Genomic DNA, 22,962 nt, shown 5'->3' with positions numbered 1-22,962 from the left:
ACTTGTAAGAGATAGAAATGGCTTTTAACAATTTTTTACTGTTCTCATGTATTATCAATTTTTCTTCTTTTATTTGATATGATTAACTATTTACTAAATAGAAAGCAAACTTTGGAAAAAGTATTTTAATTCCTTGTTCCTCATAGCTCTTATGATTACCGTAGAGAGAATAAGCAAGAGATTCGGCAGTAGAAAAGTTTTAGATAACGTATCTTTCGACGTTAAAGATGGAGAAATTGCGGGCTTTGTAGGGCTTAACGGCGCAGGTAAGACCACAACTATCAGAATCTTAGCCGGCGTACTGACGCCAAACTCAGGAGACGTACTTATTGACGGCATAAGCATAGTAAAGGAGAAAGAAAAAGCTTCAACACACGTTGGTTGGGTTCCAGAATTGCCTCTTTTTGACCCTAATGCCAAAGCTTTAGATTACTTCGTTTTTATTGCAGGTTATTATGGAATATCAAAAAGTGATGCATTAAGCCTAGGAAAGAGGCTATTTGAGGAAGTAGGCCTTGCAGGGAGGGAAAAGGATAAACTGCGCAATTATTCTCAAGGGATGAAGAGGAGGTTTTTATTAGCAGTTTCATTAATTTCTGACCCAAAGAATTTTCTCTTTGACGAAGTACTCAACGGTCTTGACCCTGAAGGAATACAGTTCTTTAGGGATATGGCGTTAAAGCTTAAGAAAGAAGGAAAGTCTGTGCTCTTTTCTTCGCACATTTTAAGCGAAGTTGAGTCAATAGCTGATAAGGTGATCTTCATTCACCAAGGTAAAATCTTGAGGATAATGGAAATGAATGAAATAAGGAAGATTGTTAAATCAAACGATTTGAAGATAATTTTAGGCAAAGCTGACGACAATGTACTAAGTATTGCTAAATCTTTCGGAAAGCCAGAGCTTAACGGCAACACGTTGATTATACACGATTTTAACGGAGAGCTGAGCGAATTATCTTCAAAGTTATCCCATTACGAGGTACTGGAGGTAAGTAGGTTGAAGAACAGTTTGGAGGACGTATTCTTTAAGATAATAAACGGTGAGTTATAGATGAGGCCTTCCTTTTACGATTTTAAAAAGACCTTACTTAGAGTTTTTTCAATTTCAATTCTAATTATCTTTATAGTAAGCGGGGTTGCAATGGCTTACCAAATAATTCAAGTATCTCAATTGGTTCCTTCAAATTATGAGAACCTTAATGTTATGGGCTACGTTTATGTTTCTCCTAATTATAAAGTTAGTATTTGCGGTATTGTATTTAACAATCAAGGTAAACCTATTCCTTCAGCCACCATTTGCATCTTGTCTTCGGGCAAGGTTATAGCTTCAACAGAGACTTTAACTAACGGATTTTTTAACGTTACAGTTAAATATGCACCTAATCTTTATTTGTTGGTAAAATATAACGGTTTAGAGAGGAGCGAGGATATTTCCTCTATAATATCTCCAATTGGAATAATATTTTCATATAATCAACAACAACAAGAAGATATTGGACCATTAGTTAACCAGACATTGGAATTTTTTGATATATCGCTTTTCAGTAATTTTGGTCCCTGCTATTTATATAATGCTGAAATAGTAATAATGTGTAATAATAATCTAGTAATATTTCCGCATGATAATTCTAACATAACATTGGAATTTGTTCATTCTTGCCATATACAAAACCATAGAATAGTAACCCCTCTAAAAAGCCTAAACCTCTCACTAAGAGCATTGACCCCAATTTATATTACAGTAAATATACCTCCAATGACTAACAGTATAATAGTTTCCAGTTATACGCATTATAACGCTTTGCAAAGAGAGCTTAACTTCAGCCTTCCATACTCAAAATATACGATAATTTATTCCGAAATTACGCCTAACATTTTACCATTATTCTGTTTCTTTATGCTATTTTTCCCATTTGTAATAATTTATTTAGCTTACACAAGTTTTGCCAGATTAAGAAGTACTGGAGAGCTAGAATTTATCTTAGTCAGACCAATAACAAAGTGCAAAATCTTTATCTCTAGATTCTTTGCGAATGTATTAATTACTACAGTCTCATCTTTTCTATTAATTCCAACTACCGCAATTATATTCTCCATTAAAATAGGATTATACTTACCTATGCACTTAATTCTACTCATTTCACTAATTCCTTTATCTTCACTCTTATCTTATCTAGCAATAACTTACATGTACTCTACCATCATAAAATCTGGCGGAACAGTTTTAGGCCTAGGGTTTTTCACTTACATAATCATACGAATTGTAATACCTATTATAGGAATAATAACCAATACTTATAACGAAATAACAAATTATCTAGTTCCAGGGTCAATACTATGTTATATTAGCGAATTGGTAACAGAACGTAAAGTAAGAGTTAACGTGGAATTGGAAATAATATCTACAATACTTTGGATAATTATACCATCAATAATAAGCTACGTTATAATAAAAAAGAGGGATATGTAGAAAAGGAATATTTTATAATTATTATAAATTTTTATTAATTCTACTAATAAATTTTCCTATTAGTCTCCATCATTTATAAATAGCGTTTTCCGTAATGACTGAAAATCATTAACTGTTACATTTTCTTAGTAATAGCATAAAGATCCTCCTTCTTTCCATATCTTAAGAAAACAAAGTGCAGGTGGTATAGAAAAAGACCTTTTACAATAAATGAAAATAAAGAGTAAATATTTTCCTTCATTATTTTAAATCATGGAGAAACTACAACAAGGAGAATACGTAATTTGGAAGGACTACTCCCTTTCCTCCTATAGAAGGAATGCGTTAATAGGAACAAGCATAATAGGTGCATTACTTCTCCTCACAGTGATTTTTGCAATGGTTGGTATACTAATAATAGCAGTAGCGCAACAACTTACATCCTAACTAGGAAGGCTAACGAATACGTAGTAACTAACAAAAGGGCAATGCACATAAAATTCGGCAAAGTATGGAAACAAGTTGACTTATCAACTCCAGGGTTAGTTGTAAGTACAGTGAACCTGCAATATTATTCAAATAGAGTTGCAGGACAACACGTAGTACAAGACGTAGTATTCCTAGTTAACGGCGTGGAAGTACTTAGGTTTAACAAAACAAGCAAAGGAGACGAATTAATAGCAAAGTTGCACAGCATGGGATTCCAATAATTAGTGTCTAACCTTTTCCCAGCTAGTAGTCTTAGATTATTTTTTCTGCCTACTCTAACATTCTTTTTAAATGTAACGCGAAAGTATCCATTCGTAAAATCCCCATACATGGATTATCCCGACCTTCTAAAATCCATTCACTTAGTTTTTCTGAAAGAATTGAGGCTGATTCTCCTAAAGTTTACATCTGCCTTCCTTTACGGCTTGTTGATATTCTTGAGTATTAAACTTCAAAGGACTTTAACAACTTCCTTGATTGAACTCCTTCATTTCAGTCACTTTTCCAACCCTTTCTCTTAAATACTAAGGAAGATGAGTCAATTACTCTCACGATCTTCTCTTACGGATTTTATTGAGAAACCTTCTTCACTAGGTTTAACGTCCTTAAATTCCTCAAAAAGAGAAAATAACTGCAACTTTCTTGTAGTAACATTTTTTTTCCTGATGAAGAGGTTGATATTATTAGACCAATAATGATAGAGTGCATAGGCCATGAAAATCATTGCCATATCCATTGTCATATAAGCAATATATTAGAAAATTATTTTGATGTAGATCTAACAGTGTAATAACTATGTTACTAATCTGAGTATAAATCGTCTTTCAGTTCTTCCTTATTTCAACTTTAGGAGTGAGCGTAACCCCACGAGAGGAAAAACTTTCAGTTCTTCCTTATTTCAACTTAAACAGTGGAGTGGATGAGGCGTGTATAGCAACTTTCAGTTCTTCCTTATTTCAACTAGAACCTTGCAGAATTCCCCCTTTCGCATGATGCCTTTCAGTTCTTCCTTATTTCAACAAAAAACCATCCAAGCCTTTGACCAAATGATTAACTTTCAGTTCTTCCTTATTTCAACGTGGAGAACCGCCTGGTAGTGGAGATGTTGGGTCTTTCAGTTCTTCCTTATTTCAACAGTTTTGAATCTAGAGAGAAAGAACAAGATTAAGACTTTCAGTTCTTCCTTATTTCAACGCTCATAGCCTGCACCTGCACTAGCTTTCAGTAAATCTTTCAGTTCTTCCTTATTTCAACAAAATAGTAGGAATGCTAACCCCAATTCCAGCTTACTTTCAGTTCTTCCTTATTTCAACTACTCGTAACCGAACTATAAAGGGAAGAAGACGGCTTTCAGTTCTTCCTTATTTCAACGTATGACAAAATCCCTTCTAATGCACTATAAAAACGACTTTCAGTTCTTCCTTATTTCAACCCATTTTTTATCCCCAATAAATACTATGATTTCACTTTCAGTTCTTCCTTATTTCAACATATCTTAAACATCTCCACAAATCTTTTATCTAGTCTTTCAGTTCTTCCTTATTTCAACCCCCCATCAAGAGAAATAGAAAAAGTAATATTTGACTTTCAGTTCTTCCTTATTTCAACTTTTTCCCTGAAGTTGTAGTTTTCTCTACCACCCTTTCAGTTCTTCCTTATTTCAACACGGATTTGTTACACCAAGTGCTACCATTTCTGCTTTCAGTTCTTCCTTATTTCAACTTCAAAGAAAAAAGGCTTTTTCACCAAAAAGTGACTTTCAGTTCTTCCTTATTTCAACAATTGGGGGTATGTGCACATGTGGTGGAATGATTTCTTTCAGTTCTTCCTTATTTCAACGGATAATATACTCCAGGGAATTTTGAGAAGTAAGTCTTTCAGTTCTTCCTTATTTCAACAAGGTCTAGCTACTGCTTATAAACTATCAACTTTCAGTTCTTCCTTATTTCAACTGATGAGAAAGTAATTGTAGCGTTGTAGACAGAAAAACTTTCAGTTCTTCCTTATTTCAACATATGATTATTGGAGATTACTTAATTGTGGTAGATGCTTTCAGTTCTTCCTTATTTCAACTTTTTGACGCGACGAATTTGCGGAAGTATTTTGGCTTTCAGTTCTTCCTTATTTCAACAGCTTTAGCATCTTCTCGGCATAATTCTTGTCTCCTTTCAGTTCTTCCTTATTTCAACAAATGAAAGTCGAAAATAAGTCTCAAAAAACACAAATCTTTCAGTTCTTCCTTATTTCAACGGATATACCTCATGGATTGGTATTTTCAAAAAGTACTTTCAGTTCTTCCTTATTTCAACAGAATTCCACGCTCTTTTGCTGTATAAGCTCCTTTCTTTCAGTTCTTCCTTATTTCAACTGGGGAAAAAGATGGAGGTAGAGGTAAAAGAAATCTTTCAGTTCTTCCTTATTTCAACTGCAAACGTTACAATTATAACGCCCATTTACAAACCTTTCAGTTCTTCCTTATTTCAACGAAATATGTTTATATCTTCTCGTTATGTACATATCTCTTTCAGTTCTTCCTTATTTCAACTACCAGGCTATTATGCCGTAGGAGTCTGGTTTGACTTTCAGTTCTTCCTTATTTCAACCGAAAGTGCTTGGTGACAAATTTGCATAAGAGAACTTTCAGTTCTTCCTTATTTCAACACCCACGTGTTATCGATTTGGTAAAGAGAATCGCTGCTTTCAGTTCTTCCTTATTTCAACTACTGTTGAAGCCCCTATTCATTCTCCTTATTATTCTTTCAGTTCTTCCTTATTTCAACACAAATTAATCAGTCAACAGTGAGGTGATATAAACTTTCAGTTCTTCCTTATTTCAACGTGAGAAGGAAGAAGATAAGCATGGTATCGAATTCCTTTCAGTTCTTCCTTATTTCAACGGATATTCGTAAGTCACAGTAGGGCGTTTACCCAACTTTCAGTTCTTCCTTATTTCAACAAGCTTACGCGAGGAAGAGCGATGTAATGAGTTTGAACTTTCAGTTCTTCCTTATTTCAACAACTACGACTCTAACGGTGGTGCAGAGAATAACTTTCAGTTCTTCCTTATTTCAACTAAAAACACGACATATATTGAGGCGGGAGTTAAGCTTTCAGTTCTTCCTTATTTCAACAATAGACATGTAGGAATTATCTTAGTATTTGTCACTTTCAGTTCTTCCTTATTTCAACAAAAATCTTAAGAAAAATACTAATAGACGACATAACTTTCAGTTCTTCCTTATTTCAACTTTTAGGTACAACCCCCTCGTTTGGATGATCACTGCTTTCAGTTCTTCCTTATTTCAACCCACTGTTATAGCCCGCCTTCAGAGGGGCTAAATCTTTCAGTTCTTCCTTATTTCAACCTGTAGAAGACACTGTTTCCGTTTCCGAAACTTTCAGTTCTTCCTTATTTCAACGACAGAATCCACGCAAACAAGAGCGGTAACATATCTTTCAGTTCTTCCTTATTTCAACCACTATCAAGTCGTTTAACACACTGGCGTAAACAGCTTTCAGTTCTTCCTTATTTCAACTCATAATTTTTTATTCATCATCCTTCTCAATTTTGCTTTCAGTTCTTCCTTATTTCAACTACTATCGACACCGTTTGAAGTACAGTACAAGGACTTTCAGTTCTTCCTTATTTCAACTCCTAATGAAGTAAAGGTGATATTTTTTGGAAGGCTTTCAGTTCTTCCTTATTTCAACTTTCTGAAGTTAAGCAAAGAGAAGCTTTAAAGAGCTTTCAGTTCTTCCTTATTTCAACCAATTTGATCAAATAAGAGAATATGCAAAGAGGCACTTTCAGTTCTTCCTTATTTCAACAGCCTGGATAACAGTTCATCTCCAATTGAGTTGACTTTCAGTTCTTCCTTATTTCAACCATACTCTCCTTTGATGTGGACAAGAAGCGTATTCTTTCAGTTCTTCCTTATTTCAACAATATGAGAAGTGCTGCAGAGAAGAGGAAAATGTCTTTCAGTTCTTCCTTATTTCAACAGTAATTTCTATCAGTTAACTGGGGAGTTTTTACCTTTCAGTTCTTCCTTATTTCAACTATTAAAGGGCAAACTTAGAAGAACTTTGAATAGCTTTCAGTTCTTCCTTATTTCAACTTGATATTCGTTTGTGGTAGGATAATTGTATTCACTTTCAGTTCTTCCTTATTTCAACGTGGTTGAGCATTGATTTCTCGGACTTGGGCTTCTTTCAGTTCTTCCTTATTTCAACATAGAACTTCTAAACTCTTTTTCTTCGCTTCCTGCTTTCAGTTCTTCCTTATTTCAACCGTTCGTCACTTTTCACGATTTTTTCACGTGCTTTTAGGGGGTTGTGTAGATTATCTTATTTACTCCTTTATAATAAACCTTACTTTTCATCAAAAACTAGGGAAGGCAATGTAGAAAAAGTTTATTTCACGTTATTTTGAAAGTAACTTTTCAACACAAAAGTTTATAAAGAGTATTTATACCCCGAAAAAAGACGTCAAAAACTCTACCTAAAAATCTACACGAAAAAATCTCCCACAATAGAAATAATTCCTAACTCCCCTGTTTTTAGAGAAAATTGAAAGGGGATAAATTGACAAAGTAGATAGAGAAATACTAGAGAAGAAAAAGAAGAGAAAATTGAAAGAAAGAAAAGTCAAAAGAAGGTGAATTGGAATAATCTACATTTATTGTTAAATAAGACATAATTCCTAATTCCCCTGCTCTTCACGAACAATCGAATGAAAGAAATCTAGGAAAATGACTAGAAGTAGATAGAGAAATTCATCCCCTCACTAATCTACATGAAAAAATTTCTAGTTATGTGTACTTTTTCATAATATTACCTTTTTCCAAATATCATTTACTTAATTCTAAATTTATCATAGTGATGTAGCTACAAAGAAAGAGAATTAAACTGAAGAAAATAAGAAACTATCATTCGACATAGTGAAGATTAACGGGAAGGTAAATAAAAACTACTAGGAGTCGGTGAGGAACTCTGTGAGTATTAAACAAACCTAATCTGGGGAGCCTCATCGAACCCCTCACATTGCTCATGGGTGAGTACTAAACAAACCTAATCTTTAACATTTATTATTCCCCCTTTCTATCAATATTTAATGTTCTCTAGTTATACCCTCACCGTAAAGATGAAATACGAAAGAGGAAAATACAATAATTTTACTGGAAAAATAAGTAAGATAGTCCTTTTAACCGAGTTCCCTGAGCTGGAGATTTTATTTAAACCAGCAAAGGGATTTTTTAAGCCAATACACGTCTCTCCTCCAATAAACAAGGATGTAATTTACCCTTTTTATGAGAGGGGAGTTTTGAGGGAGGTTTCTCTTGACGGCGAATATAAAATAAAGATAGGAATTCCCGACGAGCTGTCAAAAGGGTTTGAGGAGAAGATTAAAAACGATATTGGAGTTAGGACTAGAATAAAAGTTGAGGGAGCAATTCTAGAGTTTACTCTGGAGAACTTTGAGAAGAATGAATTTAAGATAGGCGACAGGATAAAACTATGCTTTTCTCCAACTTTACTTTCAAATCCTTTCATTATTAATAGGGATTATAGGAAATTCCTCCCCTCTCCTTCTGCAGTCTTTTGGATTCCTTACGCCCTTTTGAAGAATAAAAATAGTGTGACTCCTCAGGAGATTGCGGACATTGAAGGTAGGATTACTGAAACTTGGAAGAGTAGGATAAAGACTATTTGGATTCCCTACGACACTAGGAAGGAGCCGGTAATGATAGGTAAAGTTGAATATAAGCTGTTGAGGAATGACGAGGAGACTAGGAAATTAGTTGAGACTGCACTTACTCTAGGAGTTGGTTCTTCTAGGGCAAGCGGTTTCGGCCACGTTGAGCTTTGTTAAAGGGTTTGAATGATTAGTTGAAAAGGGAGAAGATGAGAAGATGTATTAGCTTATAAAAAGAAATGATTTCAAGACTATTTTAATAAAAGGAAATACCAGAGTGAGAGTGGAGCTTAATATTTGTCAAATCCATCATAGAAATGATAACTCGAGGCACTTAACGTCAAACCTGACAGTACTGAATCATTTTTAGGATAACCAACGTTTGGTTCGTATACATTCATAGAATGACTTAACCATAGAGCTACTGAATTATTATTCAACAATAATTAAAAGAACACATAATCCGATGATAACAGTAGTATTTATAAGGATTTCAGCTTTATAGTTAAGCATATTTTTGCCTTGGCTAAATAATTCATTATGGAGGAGTCGATAAAGAAAGCTGAGGAGAATGATAGTTAAATTTTTCTTAGAGTGATGCTAGCGACGCCCCAAGGAGACTGAGGGAAGGGCAATCAACGTCATCATTTAAGGGAATAGAGCTTAGTTATGAAAGATCCCTTCTGGGCTCTACCCAGGCTGTCCACCAAATGAGAATCGATTGTGGAAAGATTCAGCCCCTACCCTCTTAAAAAGAGGATTTAAACTTTTACCCCAATAATTATATTTTTCCTTCTTCGTTAAGTGATTCCTATGAAAAGGGGAGAAAAAGAGGTAAGCCTTGCTGAAGCTACTGCAATAGGCTTAGGCGCAATTATAGGCGCAGGAATATTTGTCCTTTCTGGAACATCGATAGCACTAGCAGGTTCTTATTCCCTCCTGGCGTTTATCTTCATAGGAGTTCTAAGTGTTCTAACTGCACTAATTTTAGGAGAATTAGCGACAATCTTGCCTCACGTTAAAGGTTCGACTTACTCTTACGCATTTGAGGCTTTTGGCCATGAACTCGGAATGTTAGCTGGCGTAATGGTTTACTTCAGTTACTCAACCTCAATTTCCGCAATAGCAGAAGGATTCGGCTCGTATTTATCTTCCCTTGTAGGTATGCACTTAGTAATACCCTTTGCTATCCTTCTAATAGGAGTCCTAACTGCCGTAAATTTGTTAGGAATACAAAAGGCAGCAGAGGCTGACTTGATTCTAGTATTGCTAAAGCTTTCTGTGCTGTCATTTTTTATTGCTTTTGCCATAATAATTGCTTTACCTCATTTTACCCCTTATCATTTTTACTCTACTCCTCAGCAATCTACAGTGACAAACTTCTTCTCAGCAAGTGTTGCAATATTTTTTGCCTACACCGGCTTTCAAGTAATTACGACCTTTGCTGACAAGGTTAGGGGTGGCCCAAGGGCCGCCGCAAGGGCGGTAATGATAAGCGTGGTAGTGAGTATGGTATTTTACGTGTTAGTAGTTTTATCAATGATAATCCTAGTGCCCGCCTCAGAGTTTAAGATAGTTGCAGATCCACTTGAGTTCGCTTTAAGTTACGCAAAAGCTCCGAGCTGGGTAATTTACGTAATTGACGCAGGAGGATTAATCGCAACTACTTCAGCTACATTAGCAATGATATTGGCCTCAGGTAGGACGCTTTACCAAATGAGCTTAGACTTAGGCTTACCTTCTTTCCTTAAGAAATACGACGAGGAAAGGGATGTGCCAATAAATACCGTAATAATTTCCTCAGCAATTGCAGTAGTAACTCTCTTCAGCGGTAACATATTTGTAATAGCATCAATAAGCAATTTTGGTTTACTATTCTCTTTCGTGGTCTCCGCCTTAGCTTTAGTACATTATAGGAGGAAAGGCGTTGTCGGAAGTTATAAGACTCCGTTTTATCCTTATTCAGTAGCGTTAACAGTAGTTTTACTCCTCTCTTTGCTTTTAGGCTTTCCAAGGGAAGCCCTAGAGATAAATATGGGAATAATGATAATCATAATCTTTGCGTCTTACGTAGCAAAGGATATTAGGGAAGAGAGGAAAAGATAGAATAGGTTAGTATGAACGTTAATGTATATCCTCCTCTCTATTAAACGTAAAGCGTGCAAGCTTTAAGCTTATCTTTATTTAGTAATTATATCGGTACTACAATATCTAATAAATGAAAAATATGCAAGCTATATTTTTCTTTATAAACCTAACTTTACAATCTAGCATTAAAATTTAAATTTATATATATATATAATATATAATACGATCCACAAATCCTTTTCGCCCGCAGATAGGTTATGGAGGTATGATATTCTTTCTTTTTTATATTTGTAAGTTATTGCTTCAATATAATAGTTTGTTTTTAAGAAAAGTATGTAAAGCTAAGTTATTAATAAATAAGATAATTTTTACAATTAAAAATATAATAAGTAAATAATATAACTTGAGGTGAGATGTGTGTACACGCTCTTAAAATCGTCATTATGGAGATACTTCGCAGAATTTGTTGGCACTTTCATATTATTTGGCGACAGTGCGATAGTCGCTTTTACGCTTACGGGTCAACCAAATTTCGGATTTATTATGATAAGTTGGGGGTTCAGAATAGTATTAGCAATTTACGCTGTAGGTCCTATTAGTGGAGCCCATATAAATCCTAATGTAACATTGGCTTTCGCAGTTACAAAACGTATTAAGTGGGTTGATGTAATTCCTTATATTATATTCCAGACCTTGGGAGCAGCTACTGCAGCTGGAGTTCTCCTGCTGTGGTGGCGTTATAACTAAGATAGATCCGCCACCTTTCTTATGTGCTAACATAGCGTCGGCTTTCTTTACTCAGTATCCGGAGCCAGGCTTTTGGCCACAATATTGGCCAAAAAGTTGTATACCCAATATTAACAATGCTGGTACATTATATTCGCAGATAAATCAAGTTTTCCCATTATGGGAGGGTGCTCTTGCCGAGGCATTGATGACCTTCATATTCCTTATTATATTAGCAGTTACTGATCCAGATTCTCCCTTTTATAATAGGTCGTTTGCCCCTTGGGCAATAGGTGTAGGATATGTAATGCCTTTCTTACTTATTGAAGATCCACTAACTTGAGGAATGATAAATGAGGCAAGAAGTTGGGAACCGATGCTTGCTTTTTTGGATATAAAACTGGAGCGTTTAACTTTAGAGGAGAGTATTTTTACGTTTACGGAATTCCGGACTTCATAGGTGGTGCATTATTCTGGGATCACGCATTAAAGCCATATATCAAGTTTGTAAAAAATATAAAGTAATCTTTAAATTACTAGCTAATTAATAATATATTCCTTTTTTAAATTTCTAAGTAAGAAATACAAATAATAAAGGATATTGATAGAATTATTCAATGTTAACTTACATTTCAGCAATTTAGGCTATTATGGGTTTTTGGTTTCATGTAGAATTTTCCTCAAGCTTCTTCACCAGTTTTTCCGCTCTTAGCATCATGACCTCCGTGTTGAAGTTCCATCTTCCTTTCTCGAAGTGCTCGTAAGGTATTGAGGCAGTAAGTAAATGACTTTCATCTGTTGGATGAATATAAACCTCTATTGTATCCTTTTTCTTCAAATTAGAAATAAACTTCAAGTAAGGAATTAATCGTGATGAAACGTCACTTATGTGTGCTACATAACTTTTATTATCTAACTTATAGACAAAATACATCCTAGGTATTTTAGTTAATTCGTCTAGAACTTCCTTCTCACTAAAGAGAACCTCTAGCCTAAAATCTGGCCTATAAAGATATACATCATAACCTTTTATTAATCCTTTACCTACTACATGAGCTTGAGTATGATAAAGTACATCTTTAAAAGAAATGCCTAGAGCCTTAGAAAGATCCTTAAGTGAAAGATCTGTTCTCTCTTGTTTTTTGCCAATAATCTTTACATCAAGGTCATCTGGTGAGAACCCTTCAGTCAAATCGGGTAATTCAAAAGGCTCTCTACTAAAAGGTAAGAAATCTTGGAATTCGCCTCTCTCAAAATCAAAGACGGAATAATCAATAGGATAAAATTTTTCCTCCTCAACCTTATGTACGTCGTAGTGATAGATTATTCCCTCGTCTTGTAAATAATCTAGAATATTCTCAAAATCCCTAGAAGTGTAAAGGATAGACACATTAATTATAAGAGGATTCATAAGATCCCTCATAATAAATACTGTAGTCCAATCAAATAGATCATAAAGATCATCAATTGAAACGTCGTAGTAATTAAAATATATGGTTACATAATACTTTTTCAATCCTAAAATCTCATATCTAGCAAAGGGAAATAGCCTGTAATGATATCTATCTCTTAACCATTGAACAAGCTTCTCTGCATCTTTAATCCTGGAAATTGCACCAATAATCTTAGGATTTAAATCTCCAAATCGCTGTAAGTAATATAATACTTCAGAAAGCTTAAGAGTCTCTTTCTGAATTAGCACGAAAGGAGCTCGTGTTATGAACTTAAAAACTTTACCTTAAGAAAAGCGAAAAATTTTAAACAAAAATTTAAGCACCATCAACTGAGTTACTTCTGCCTGCGAATACTACTAAATGTGCTAATGCTAGTGCAGTTAATGTTAAGCTAGCTGCGAGTATAGCTAACCTTATTCCGAGATTTAGTTTATATATGTCCATCATTTTTGGTCAGTATTTGTTTCAATTACTATGAATTAAACTTTAATATGACGAACACTAATTAAGAACCTGCGTAATAATGCAAGAATTAAGAACCTAATTAAAACTTTAAATATTAAAAGTGAGAGCCTTAAAAGTTTTTCAATAAAAATAATACTATTGCTTATGTATTATTAGATTCTTTATTTAAATATACTACTCTTAATTAGTTATCTAAAACGTCTTCTTATTTACCTTAACTTTTAAGTAAGTAATAACACATTGTATCAACGTAGAAAATAACGCTAAGCGATACATGAAGAAAATGCAAATAAAAAATAATACTAAAGTTTACATGTAGATTTTACACTTATGTCTTATACACTGGTTTATATCCAATTCTCTAATCTAAATAATCTATTAGCTGTTCATGTATACAATGACCGTTGAAACTATTATAAGTAACATGTCAAGAATAAACGCTATTAAAGCAGGTCCTCCGGTATAAGGTAATGGTTTCCCTATTAATGGAGCGGGTAATACTCTAGTGAGAGTTAAGAGTAGGTAATTTATCCACCAAAATACTAAGTTAAGTAAGTAAAGTATCTTGAGGTAAGCAAGCTTGAAAATCATGATCATAATTATCCCTGCAACTATTGCAATTACCGAATCTATTACGAAGAATAACCTTATTCCGTAAGGTAGTAAACTAATGTTATATAATGGAAAATGATCGTAGGCCCAGATGAAAGATAATATACCTCCTACAACTCCCAATATAATTGAATTTTGTTTTAGCATGAGCTACTCTTCTTACCATATTTTAAAAATCTTTTCCCAAATCTAAAGTTAAATTAAATTACATAAATTGGGAAAAGATTTATATTAATTGATGAAAAGATTATCTCGATAGAAATGGATAAGAAAAAAATGGTCCTCTTAGGCCTCTCTGCAATAATCCTAATAATAGGAGGAGTTTTCTTCGGTATGGCAATGAGCCACGTAGCCACTACAACAAGTCATTCACCGTCAATGAGCAGTACATCTACTAGTACTACAAGCTCATCGTCTACTACCAATAGTTCGACCTCTACAAGCTCTTCATCGTCTTCTGGCTATACGTGGGGTTAAATGAAAAAGTCAGACCTTTTTCTCTTTTCTTATTCTTTTTCATCTATAGGAGGTCCTTTAGCCTTAGTTGCTCAGTTTTCTAGAGGGCTTTCCCCTCTAGACGTGATATTATCTTCTATTCTTTTCCTCCCTACGGTCTACGTTATTTACCACGTTACTAAGAAAATAAAAGGAGATAAAGGTCTTTATGAATACTTATTAAATCGTCGTGAAATTTCTACAGCTTTCCTCTATTTCTGGTTCTTTTCCTATTTCCTTTATTTAAGTTATACTGTGGATTACGTTGTTTATTATATTTTACAACTTGACGGCTTTCTGGCCACAGTTGCTCTTGTCTTACTTACGCTTGGCGTAAGCTTGTTAACGTTAACGAGCTCAGAACAATGGTTTCTCGTTTTCTCCTCCTTTATTCAGCTGTTCCTTTCAATTCCTATAGGCTGGCAGATAAGCTTAACTGATAGCGTTAGTTTTTCGCAAATTTTACCGACTTCTGAAGCTTTTGTTTGCATAACTTTAGCTCCTTTCGCTAAAACTGAAAATAGTAATGCTAAGGTTATTTTTTACGCATATGCAATTGCTGTAAGCTTAATGGCGATTTCTACGCTTTTTGTTGTTCCCAAGGTCATTTATTATGCTTCATCGATTAGTGCTTTTTCCCTTATTATAGTTGAATTTTATGCAATAAAGAAGATTTTACCTAGGAAGCTCCTAATAATAATAGTATTGCTTTTTTCAACAATGACCATTGTAAGTTTAATAAATCCTTACCAGTACTATTTATACACAATAGTACCGTCTTTATCCGCTCTATATGTATCATTAGGGATATTCTTTTCCTCAATAGCTTTCTCAAAGAGTGGAAATATAGTTCTGAGAGCGTCTTCAATTGTTAGCCTTGCAATCGTGGTTTACGGTTTTTATACTTCTTTGGATTTTGGGTCTTTAAGCGTTTTCATAATAGAGATTGCTAGCCTACTTTCAATTTCTGGATTAGTTTTGTATAAAATCAGAGTAAGAAGATCTTTATAAAGTAAAGAATTATGAACAACTAATATGCACATTTATACTTTGATAAAAATATTAATATCTAGATAGAAATATTTTCACTTATTTTCTCAGTTTAACTTCACCTTTTTGTCGTAATTCTTAAGTCTCATTCTTTTAGTGGTCAAGATGCTTTAGAGCTTATCGCGTTATATGAAGTATTAAACTCACAACTAAAGCCCATTACTAAGGTCAATATAAACTCGCCATTAGGAGAATAGAATAAAAAATAAATATATACAAGGAAGAGATTTATAATGTGTTAAGACCTTTAACCTCAGCAGAAGCTTACTTAAAAGAGGCCGAAGAGTTTCTAGCCAAGGAAGATACCGCAAATGCTAGTGAGAAGTATTATAAAGCAGCAGAAGAAGCAATAAAAATCCTTGCTTTAAAAAATAATATTAAAGCTCTTAAGGAAGCTAAAGAAAAAGGAGGATGGGATTTAAAACTGCTTAATGACGCTGTAGATGAACTGGCTAAGATTTACGGTGATAGAATTATTACAGATTGGTCTGCAGCAGTAAGTTTAATTACGCTTAATTTATCCATTGAAGTGATAAAGGAATTATCCACTTATGTGATAGATATTGTCGAGCTCGCCTCAACAAATAAAGAAATGGCTTGACGAAGCAGATGAGCTACTAGCTCGAAATGATATTGTTCAAGCCAGTGAGAAGTAAAGCAGTAGAAGAAGCAATAAAAATCATAGCAGTTAGAGGAAATCTAGTTAAAGCAAAAGATAGATGGAAATCTGAATTGCTTTTCGAAGCGGCTAGGAAAACCGGTAATAAAGAAATTGTAGAAATTTTGCTAATAGCGTGGGAATTACATGTAGACGGCTTCCACGAAATGAAATTAACTTCCAATAGATTATTTGAAGTAAAGGATAAAATAAGGAGAATTTTAAATTATGTCTGAGAAATTATTGTCACACTGTAATTTTTAGGCCCCTTAAACTTCCTTAGTCAATAAACTTGAAATACCATCTTCCTCATTTATAACATGAATCTCAAATGAATTCGGTCTACCTAAGGCGTTATTAGTCTCGCAATAAATAGTTAATCTATCTTCCTAGCCTTTCACGTTAGGTAAACACCAGGATTAAAATTGCCTCTAACGAAGCTATCGATAACTCTTACTTTAGGATCTCTTTCTCTTGCAACTTCCTTTATTCAGGAATTGATGTTCTTTATATATTCTTCTTTTCCCTTCATGTTTTAGGCCAAATCTAGAAATACAACTTATCCTCCTTCATTACTTTTTCTACAAAGCTTTTTCAGCTGATTTATTAGCAAAGAGGAAGTATCTAATATACACCTGGGCTAACAAGTTCATCATCATTTTATTTATTCTCTCACTTAATTAGCCAACCAGTTCACTTAAGTTGTGAGTTTCAAGACAATTACCGACATACATTTATATTTTAAACATAGATGTAATGCTTGCTCTAAGATAGCACGAGATTCTCTTTACCAAGATGAAATCCCTTAATAAGAAGATCATAGTATAAGGACGATTTTCTTTCTCAACATAGTTTCAATAATCTCGGGTATATAGAAGGTGAGATTGAGATGTTTCCGACGTAAAAAACTGTAAAGCTTAAAATATAAAGGGAAAAAAGAAATAAGGGGGAATTCCCGATGAGTAAAGGCCGTGTGTCAATCCTCGGAAAGCACGAGGGAATTCCCATTATCTTTGACCTTTCTCTGAAAGGATTTTACTATTGGTGCAGGAATAGGCTAAAGTACTTGGGATTTAATCCTTTCATTACTCCATATAAGTACGACCACCAAATAATGATATACGCTAGGTTAATACAAGGTTATATTATAACAACTGATAAGGATTTCCTCAAGTGTGAGAGGGCAATAATTCTAAAAGTTGATAAATACGAAAAAATGTACGTAAAAATGTTGAAGGAATTGCACGGGAAGTTATCTTGATATTTCCTCCAATTTCTTTCCTGTAGTTCTTGGTCCTAGTAAACCTATGTCCAGAGATACTATTGCTATGAACACCCATATTATTCCGAAAGTCGCTAGTAATCCTCTAGGTAGGAAGAAGTCAGTTATCATTAACACAAGGATTGACGTGGAAAACCTACTTACGCTATAAACTAACCCTGCACCAGTAGACCTAACTCTCGTTGGGAATATTTCTGCCTGATAAGTGTGGAAGAAGTTTGAGAAATTCCATAGAGTAAAGGCAACTAGAAATCCTAGTAATACTGTCAGGAAAACGTTTGATACTAGTGCAAAAAGTGTTCCCAAAATCCCGGCAAATATTGCAGAGCCTATTATTCCGTATTTCCTGTCAACCCTATCAATGATGAAATAATTAAACACGCTTCCTGCAATGAATCCAGTGTCAATTATTATTGAGAACAGCAAGGTCTTAACTAAGCTTATTCCCTTAGCTAACAGAAAAGATGGAGCCAATACTACGAAACCATAGAATATTCCAGACTGGAAGAATTGGAATATTAACATCATTATAGTCCTTGTCCTTAAATCCTTGGAGAAAAGCTCAGAGATCTTAGAATGCTCTTCAACAACTTCAACTTTTTCAGGTTCAGGCAACACCTTCCCTTCCTTCAATACAGCATTCTCCCATTTTTCAACAATCTTATTTGCCTCATCATGCCTTCCTTTACTCTCTAACCACCTAGGAGATTCGTCCAGCCTAGTTCTTAAAGCCCAGACTACTAGTGCTGCAGCACCCATGAACCATAATGGAATCCTCCAAGAGTAGTAGTTAAGTGGGTGAGAAGAGAAGTAAGTAACTATTGCAATTACCGGTGCGGAAGTTACTGCTAAAGTATAAACTAGTGCTACGCCTCTACCTCTGTATTTCGCTGGCATCATTTCTGAAGTATAAGTATCAACTAGGGGAAACTCTCCTCCCACTCCTATTCCGGCAATGAACATTAATGCAGAGATTGCATAAAAATTGCTCATAAATCCTGCAATTATAGTTCCTCCGCCAAATAATAATAAATTAACTAGAAATACCGTCCTCCTGCCTTTCAAGTCGGAAAGTCTCCCGAACAGCACACTACCTAGTGTTTCTCCTAAAAAGAACGCTGTAGTTATTGCAGTGACTGCAGTGCTTAGACTGGAGAACAGAACTGCTGAAAGGACAGTAGCTATAACTCCGTTTCCTAAGAGCATGAGCGTTTCTACCCATTCTCCACCCATGACTAAGAGTAGGAATTTATAATGTATTTTACTTAAGGGAAGCCTTTCCATTCTACTTACGACGCTTATTTTTGATTTCTCCATGGCGGAGAATCAAGAGTGTTTCTTAAATATAAGCAATTTTAATAATGAAAAGAGGAGAGATTAATTACAATAGTTTAGATGTTTAAAAAAGAGATTTAAGGTAAAAAAGGGAGTACTAAAATTTATCGCCTTTGGCTTACTTTTCTGGAGAATATGAAAACCAAAACTCCCAGCGGTAGCAATTGCTGAGTAATTTATTGGATAAGTGGGCGGATAAAAGCTGTAGTATATTCCAAAATGAAAGAGACGACAGGAGCTATTAAATGATAAACCACGTTGAATTCCCTTATTTTCTTATAGAAGAAAGGTAAAGCTACATCTCCCAGCATGTGGCCTATAAACAACGATATTGCGTACATATTAGGAAGTCATAAAATGGATCCATTATTAATCCCGTGATTAATGAAACTATCCCTGAAAGAAGGCCCAAATGCGGTTGAGGTTTCCCATCGTTGGTTTAAGTGTGCTTGTGGTTATGAAAACGACCGTGATGTTATTGCAATCATGAACCTCAATGGGAGGTGGTCTCTGACCCTCTCGACTGCCCCTCAAATGAGGGATGTAATCCCGAACCGATGAGGGAACCCTCGCTGGCGGGGAGGAAGTCAGCTTCATTTATCTCCTCATTATTTATAAATCTTGAAGCAAAGTAATTAAATATGAGTGGAAAAATAGCCGACGAGATCCTTAACAATCCACAACTACTTTCAGCGTTAGCCGATAAAATCTACGACAAACTTAAGGACGAAATAGTTATAAAGAAGTTAGAAGAAACAATTGCTAGCGTTAAAGCTTTACAAGAAGAAATTAAAAAGCAAGGAGAAGCAATTGTGTCTCTACAACAAGAAATAAAATCGCTAAGAGAAGCGTCAAATAAACACAGTGAGGCGATAGCATCACTTCAGGAGGCTGTCAAAAAGCAAGGAGAAGCAATTGCGTCTCTACAAGAGACTGTTAAGTCGCTTCAAGAAACAGTAAATAAGCACACAGAAGCAATAACTGCACTTCAAGAAGCCGTAAAATCTTTACAGGAAACCGTTAATAAGCATACAGAGGCGATCGCATCACTCCAAGAGGCAGTTAAAAAGCAAGGAGAAGCAATAGCATCACTTCAGGAGACTGTCAAGAAACAGGGAGAAGCAATTGCGTCTTTACAAGAGACTGTTAAGTCGCTTCAAGAGACTGTGAATAAGCATACAGAAGCAATAACTGCACTTCAAGAGGCTGTCAAAAAGCAAGGAGAAGCAATTGCGTCTCTACAAGAGACTGTGAATAAACATACAGAAGCTATTGAAGGCCTCCAGAAGGCAGTGAGAAAATTACAAAGGGCAGTTATGAAACTTTCAATAGAAGTAGGAAGCTTTACTAATAGGGCAGGAAAGGGAATGGAGAAAACAATGCTAAAGCTTTACAGGAAGGCATTAGAACTGCACGGGGTTGATCCTAAGAAAGTAGTCCATGGCATGATAAAGGATGAGGAAGGATTAATAGAAAAAGGTAAGGTATTTGAAGTAGACTTTTATGAGACAAACGATTACGTTTACGTATTTGAGATAAAGAATCTTGCCGATAAGGGAGCTTACGATCAAATAATTATAAGGAAAAAACTATTCTCCGCTAAGTACAAGGATAAGAAAATTAAGATATTTCTCGTAGCAAACTTTGTAGACAAGAAGATAAAGAAGAAACTTGAAGAGGAAGGAGTAGAAATTATAGCTTCTCATGTAATAAAATGAGCTTCGAGAGTAGTCATTTCACTTATGCTTCTTATTGAATTTCCTATGTTCTACTTTTCATTAAATTTATCATTCATTTTGTACTATTTCAATATGACATTAGAGGTTTTGTTTCATATAATGATATAAAAATTCTCTACTACAAGCTTCATGACTACAAGAAGGAAAAAATAACTTTCTATAATATCAGAAAATATAAATAAAGATCCGAGAGATTTGTGAAGGTCAATATGTATATATTCTCTTATTTTTCGGCGTGGTTAGTTTCTCAATCCTCGGACAATGAGAAAGGTGATTGTTAATATGCACAGAATAACGGCTAAAACTAATGCTTTACCTTAGCTAGGTCTTTAACTCTCTCGAAGGTTTTCCGCATACTCATTACCTAAGTAAACCATACCTTTACCATCAACTTCCTTTATTTCCACAGTATAATCATATCTAGCCAGGATAAATATTAAATTTTCCCCACTTTTATTTCCCAACTTCTTTAATCAGATTACGTTCTCTGCTAAATTAGGATGGACTAAAGTTTATGCAAAGGTTTATTTTATACTAATCAAATTATACATTATGGACGAACTGGAAAGGAAAATAATAGACGCATTAGAGAAACAGGACATGAATTCCTTGTCAGGATTAGTTAAAAGCTTATCAATGATGGCAAACTTTGACGGCATAGTAATTTACTACGTTACTTTTGATAACAAGGACGGCAAAATAGTAGTCCCCAAGGAGAGCGAAGATTATCAAAGGCTTATGAACGCTGTGGCTCCAACTTCAATGACCTCAAGTATAGAGAAAATGTTGAGGGCGATGATGGGAATTGAAGAAGAACCTAAGGAAGAAGAACCGCAGTATGAGGTTCCAGAGGAAAAAGAAGAGGACTTTGAAATCATACCAAAAGGAAATGAATTATTCGTTGTAGGCAGAGTTGAAGAAGAGCCTGAGGTTAGGATTGAGAGCGGAGTCCTGGATATAGGAAAGAAAGCAATAACTTTACCTCCTGGGAACTGGAAAATTATAGAGAAAAAGTTTAAGAACGGGATTCTAACGATTCACCTACAGAAAGGTTAGCGAGTTTATTAAAATAAACATATAACTTACTTAATTCAATTTATATTTGGAATTGCTCATAACATACATAATTTTCTTGTAATAAACTACTTTTTATATAGTTAATTCTATAACATATCTTAAAAGCTTACAAAAATTGGGAGTTAAGGGGGCGGAAAGCCCGCAGGCGGGGATGGATAGCCCCCTTATATTTAAATACTTCTTTGCCGATTTTCTATCAATGGCTAGGAGGGCTAAAGCGATCAGAGCAACTGTTTCTATGAAGATCGCTCTATCTGATTCCCTCCTAGCCCTTGTTAATAACTACGTTAAAGCACTCCGTTTCACCCTATTCTGGCTGAAGGGGAACGTGAAAAACCCGAATGAGAAGGGAGTGCTTTCTAAAGTCCACGAGGAGTTATACACGAGGTTAAGAGGGGAATATAATCTACCGTCTAAAGTTGCTGAGGACTGCTATAGGGATGCCCTTTCAATATACAAGGGTTGGTATAATAATCCTAGGAGGGGGCGTTTTCCTAGAGTGTACAAACCCACTGTATGGTTAACACCTAAAGCTAGCTATAATGTGGATTTCGAGAGAATGACTGTTAATATAACTAGTGTTGGTGAACTTCAAATTCTAGGTTATCCTAGAAACTTGAAGGATTACCTGAGTTGGAGGATGAAGGAGGCCAGGTTGGTAGTCAGAGACAGGAGTGCTTTCCTCAAGGTAGTTTTTGAGAAAGAGGAAGAAGGGAAAGTTGAGCCAAAGGAAAGTATTGCCGTAGACATTAACATGGCTGACATAGTAGTTGGGAAGGACGATAAGAACTACGTTAGGATTCCAACTCGTCTCGAAGAGGTTCACCACTGGAAGTCATTAGCTGAGAATTTGCAAAAGAAGTATTCAAGGAGGTGGAGGGAGAATAAGAGGATCCTTCACAGGATTCACTCCTTCCATCAAAAGGCTAGGAGAATCATGGAGGATTTTGCTAGAAAAGTGGGGAAATGGGTTGTTGAAGTAGCGAGAATGATGGGTTCTAACGTCATTAAGTTAGAGAACCTCAGGAACCTCATTAAGAACGTGGAAAAGCTACCTAAGGAGTTCCACGATAAACTGTATCTTATGCAGTATCGTCGTTTGCAGTATTGGATTTCTTGGCAGGCTAAGAAGCATGGAATGATTGTTGAGTTTGTTAATCCCAGTTATTCATCAGTCTCATGCCCTAAGTGTGGGCAAAAGATGGTTGAGGTTTCCCATCGTTGGTTTAAGTGCTCATGTGGTTATGAGAACGACCGTGATGTAATTGCTGTAGTTAATCTTAATGGGAGGGGTTCTCTGAGCCTCTCGACTGCCCCTCAAATGAGGGATGTAAGAGCGAATCGATGA

The 22,962-nt window shown here is 35.2% G+C and carries 22 protein-coding genes, 1 pseudogene and 1 CRISPR repeat array; of the genes and pseudogenes, 18 read left to right on the top strand and 5 right to left on the bottom strand.

The features are described from left to right. The first annotated feature begins 151 nt into the window (after positions 1-151). From D1866_RS03720 to D1866_RS03705, 4 genes are all read left to right on the top strand, one after another. A complete protein-coding gene (locus D1866_RS03720; protein ID WP_152942778.1) occupies positions 152-1,051 on the top strand; it encodes an ABC transporter ATP-binding protein in 900 nt (299 codons plus the stop codon). Next, positions 1,052-2,470, top strand: coding sequence for an ABC transporter permease subunit (locus D1866_RS03715; RefSeq protein ID WP_152942781.1), 1,419 nt, complete (start codon positions 1,052-1,054; stop codon positions 2,468-2,470). A 252-nt stretch (positions 2,471-2,722) separates the two neighbouring features. Beyond that, a complete protein-coding gene (locus D1866_RS03710) occupies positions 2,723-2,896 on the top strand; it encodes a hypothetical protein (protein WP_152942784.1) in 174 nt (57 codons plus the stop codon). 41 nt (positions 2,897-2,937) lie between these two features. Continuing rightward, entirely contained in the window at positions 2,938-3,159 is a 222-nt protein-coding gene (locus tag D1866_RS03705; RefSeq protein ID WP_152942786.1) for a hypothetical protein, read from the top strand. A gap of 317 nt (positions 3,160-3,476) precedes the next feature. Here D1866_RS03705 and D1866_RS13325 read toward each other — a convergent pair whose 3' ends face one another. Then, complete coding sequence (locus tag D1866_RS13325; RefSeq protein ID WP_231136396.1) at positions 3,477-3,680, bottom strand: hypothetical protein; 204 nt, start codon at positions 3,678-3,680, stop codon at positions 3,477-3,479. A 79-nt stretch (positions 3,681-3,759) separates the two neighbouring features. Beyond that, positions 3,760-7,229: direct repeats of the CRISPR family, unit length 24 nt; unit sequence CTTTCAGTTCTTCCTTATTTCAAC. 822 nt (positions 7,230-8,051) lie between these two features. On the opposite strand from D1866_RS13325, the gene cas6 reads away from it, so the two are divergent. The 5 genes from cas6 to D1866_RS13315 all read left to right on the top strand — a co-directional run bounded on the left by cas6 (position 8,052) and on the right by D1866_RS13315 (position 11,972). Beyond that, positions 8,052-8,810 carry a CRISPR system precrRNA processing endoribonuclease RAMP protein Cas6 gene (gene cas6, locus D1866_RS03695; RefSeq protein ID WP_152942788.1) on the top strand — a complete coding sequence of 253 codons (759 nt, stop codon included), beginning with the start codon at positions 8,052-8,054 and terminating at the stop codon, positions 8,808-8,810. Between the two features lie 636 nt (positions 8,811-9,446). After that, positions 9,447-10,739 (top strand): APC family permease, encoded by a 1,293-nt coding sequence (locus D1866_RS03690; protein WP_152942790.1) that lies wholly within the window; start codon positions 9,447-9,449, stop codon positions 10,737-10,739. A gap of 399 nt (positions 10,740-11,138) precedes the next feature. Next, on the top strand, positions 11,139-11,468 hold the full coding sequence (locus tag D1866_RS13320; protein WP_231136395.1) for an aquaporin: 330 nt from the start codon (positions 11,139-11,141) through the stop codon (positions 11,466-11,468). A 187-nt stretch (positions 11,469-11,655) separates the two neighbouring features. After that, positions 11,656-11,790 (top strand): hypothetical protein, encoded by a 135-nt coding sequence (locus D1866_RS13615; RefSeq protein ID WP_269199643.1) that lies wholly within the window; start codon positions 11,656-11,658, stop codon positions 11,788-11,790. 23 nt (positions 11,791-11,813) lie between these two features. Next, positions 11,814-11,972 carry a hypothetical protein gene (locus tag D1866_RS13315; protein ID WP_231136394.1) on the top strand — a complete coding sequence of 53 codons (159 nt, stop codon included), beginning with the start codon at positions 11,814-11,816 and terminating at the stop codon, positions 11,970-11,972. 139 nt (positions 11,973-12,111) lie between these two features. Here the strand turns inward: D1866_RS13315 and D1866_RS03680 are convergent, their stop codons facing one another. The 3 genes from D1866_RS03680 to D1866_RS03675 form a co-directional block, all read right to left on the bottom strand. Further along, positions 12,112-13,149 carry an AsnC family protein gene (locus tag D1866_RS03680; RefSeq protein WP_155861047.1) on the bottom strand — a complete coding sequence of 346 codons (1,038 nt, stop codon included), beginning with the start codon at positions 13,147-13,149 and terminating at the stop codon, positions 12,112-12,114. 67 nt (positions 13,150-13,216) lie between these two features. Beyond that, positions 13,217-13,348, bottom strand: a complete 132-nt coding sequence (locus D1866_RS13610; protein WP_269199642.1) for a hypothetical protein — start codon at positions 13,346-13,348, stop codon at positions 13,217-13,219. 396 nt (positions 13,349-13,744) lie between these two features. Beyond that, entirely contained in the window at positions 13,745-14,125 is a 381-nt protein-coding gene (locus tag D1866_RS03675) for a hypothetical protein (RefSeq protein WP_152942792.1), read from the bottom strand. Between the two features lie 114 nt (positions 14,126-14,239). On the opposite strand from D1866_RS03675, the gene D1866_RS03670 reads away from it, so the two are divergent. From D1866_RS03670 to D1866_RS03650, 5 genes are all read left to right on the top strand, one after another. Further along, a complete protein-coding gene (locus D1866_RS03670; RefSeq protein ID WP_152942794.1) occupies positions 14,240-14,455 on the top strand; it encodes a sulfocyanin in 216 nt (71 codons plus the stop codon). After that, complete coding sequence (locus D1866_RS03665) at positions 14,456-15,484, top strand: hypothetical protein (protein WP_152942797.1); 1,029 nt, start codon at positions 14,456-14,458, stop codon at positions 15,482-15,484. A gap of 274 nt (positions 15,485-15,758) precedes the next feature. Next, on the top strand, positions 15,759-16,124 hold the full coding sequence (locus D1866_RS03660; RefSeq protein ID WP_155861046.1) for a PaREP1 family protein: 366 nt from the start codon (positions 15,759-15,761) through the stop codon (positions 16,122-16,124). 26 nt (positions 16,125-16,150) lie between these two features. Further along, positions 16,151-16,417 carry a PaREP1 family protein gene (locus D1866_RS03655; protein ID WP_231136393.1) on the top strand — a complete coding sequence of 89 codons (267 nt, stop codon included), beginning with the start codon at positions 16,151-16,153 and terminating at the stop codon, positions 16,415-16,417. A gap of 722 nt (positions 16,418-17,139) precedes the next feature. Then, entirely contained in the window at positions 17,140-17,442 is a 303-nt protein-coding gene (locus tag D1866_RS03650; RefSeq protein ID WP_152942799.1) for a hypothetical protein, read from the top strand. Here the strand turns inward: D1866_RS03650 and D1866_RS03645 are convergent. Beyond that, on the bottom strand, positions 17,434-18,780 hold the full coding sequence (locus D1866_RS03645; protein WP_152942801.1) for an MFS transporter: 1,347 nt from the start codon (positions 18,778-18,780) through the stop codon (positions 17,434-17,436). The genes D1866_RS03650 and D1866_RS03645 overlap by 9 nt on opposite strands. A 432-nt stretch (positions 18,781-19,212) precedes the next feature. Between D1866_RS03645 and D1866_RS03640 the strand changes: the two are divergent. The 4 genes and pseudogenes from D1866_RS03640 to D1866_RS03625 all read left to right on the top strand — a co-directional run. After that, positions 19,213-19,359: pseudogene (locus D1866_RS03640) on the top strand (transposase); the annotation flags it as partial. An 80-nt stretch (positions 19,360-19,439) separates the two neighbouring features. Continuing rightward, entirely contained in the window at positions 19,440-20,516 is a 1,077-nt protein-coding gene (locus tag D1866_RS03635) for a coiled-coil domain-containing protein (RefSeq protein ID WP_155861045.1), read from the top strand. 573 nt (positions 20,517-21,089) lie between these two features. After that, on the top strand, positions 21,090-21,593 hold the full coding sequence (locus tag D1866_RS03630) for an Hsp20/alpha crystallin family protein (protein ID WP_152942805.1): 504 nt from the start codon (positions 21,090-21,092) through the stop codon (positions 21,591-21,593). A 220-nt stretch (positions 21,594-21,813) separates the two neighbouring features. Further along, entirely contained in the window at positions 21,814-22,962 is a 1,149-nt protein-coding gene (locus D1866_RS03625; RefSeq protein WP_152943038.1) for an RNA-guided endonuclease TnpB family protein, read from the top strand.

Origin of the sequence: Acidianus ambivalens (genome assembly GCF_009729015.1) — an archaeon.
In the GTDB taxonomy this organism is placed as follows: domain Archaea; phylum Thermoproteota; class Thermoprotei_A; order Sulfolobales; family Sulfolobaceae; genus Acidianus; species Acidianus ambivalens.
This window is presented reverse-complemented; position numbering and strand designations above follow the sequence as displayed.

What these genes read in the sequence shown, in the direction of transcription:
- D1866_RS03720 (WP_152942778.1), top strand. Translation starts at nt 152, where the DNA reads ATGATTACCGTAGAGAGAATAAGCAAGAGATTCGGCAGTAGAAAAGTT.
- D1866_RS03715 (WP_152942781.1), top strand. Translation starts at nt 1,052, where the DNA reads ATGAGGCCTTCCTTTTACGATTTTAAAAAGACCTTACTTAGAGTTTTT.
- D1866_RS03710 (WP_152942784.1), top strand. Translation starts at nt 2,723, where the DNA reads ATGGAGAAACTACAACAAGGAGAATACGTAATTTGGAAGGACTACTCC.
- D1866_RS03705 (WP_152942786.1), top strand. Translation starts at nt 2,938, where the DNA reads ATGCACATAAAATTCGGCAAAGTATGGAAACAAGTTGACTTATCAACT.
- D1866_RS13325 (WP_231136396.1), bottom strand. Translation starts at nt 3,680, where the DNA reads ATGACAATGGATATGGCAATGATTTTCATGGCCTATGCACTCTATCAT.
- cas6 (WP_152942788.1), top strand. Translation starts at nt 8,052, where the DNA reads ATGTTCTCTAGTTATACCCTCACCGTAAAGATGAAATACGAAAGAGGA.
- D1866_RS03690 (WP_152942790.1), top strand. Translation starts at nt 9,447, where the DNA reads ATGAAAAGGGGAGAAAAAGAGGTAAGCCTTGCTGAAGCTACTGCAATA.
- D1866_RS13615 (WP_269199643.1), top strand. Translation starts at nt 11,656, where the DNA reads ATGACCTTCATATTCCTTATTATATTAGCAGTTACTGATCCAGATTCT.
- D1866_RS13610 (WP_269199642.1), bottom strand. Translation starts at nt 13,348, where the DNA reads ATGATGGACATATATAAACTAAATCTCGGAATAAGGTTAGCTATACTC.
- D1866_RS03675 (WP_152942792.1), bottom strand. Translation starts at nt 14,125, where the DNA reads ATGCTAAAACAAAATTCAATTATATTGGGAGTTGTAGGAGGTATATTA.
- D1866_RS03670 (WP_152942794.1), top strand. Translation starts at nt 14,240, where the DNA reads ATGGATAAGAAAAAAATGGTCCTCTTAGGCCTCTCTGCAATAATCCTA.
- D1866_RS03665 (WP_152942797.1), top strand. Translation starts at nt 14,456, where the DNA reads ATGAAAAAGTCAGACCTTTTTCTCTTTTCTTATTCTTTTTCATCTATA.
- D1866_RS03655 (WP_231136393.1), top strand. Translation starts at nt 16,151, where the DNA reads ATGATATTGTTCAAGCCAGTGAGAAGTAAAGCAGTAGAAGAAGCAATA.
- D1866_RS03650 (WP_152942799.1), top strand. Translation starts at nt 17,140, where the DNA reads ATGAGTAAAGGCCGTGTGTCAATCCTCGGAAAGCACGAGGGAATTCCC.
- D1866_RS03645 (WP_152942801.1), bottom strand. Translation starts at nt 18,780, where the DNA reads ATGGAGAAATCAAAAATAAGCGTCGTAAGTAGAATGGAAAGGCTTCCC.
- D1866_RS03635 (WP_155861045.1), top strand. Translation starts at nt 19,440, where the DNA reads ATGAGTGGAAAAATAGCCGACGAGATCCTTAACAATCCACAACTACTT.
- D1866_RS03630 (WP_152942805.1), top strand. Translation starts at nt 21,090, where the DNA reads ATGGACGAACTGGAAAGGAAAATAATAGACGCATTAGAGAAACAGGAC.
- D1866_RS03625 (WP_152943038.1), top strand. Translation starts at nt 21,814, where the DNA reads ATGGCTAGGAGGGCTAAAGCGATCAGAGCAACTGTTTCTATGAAGATC.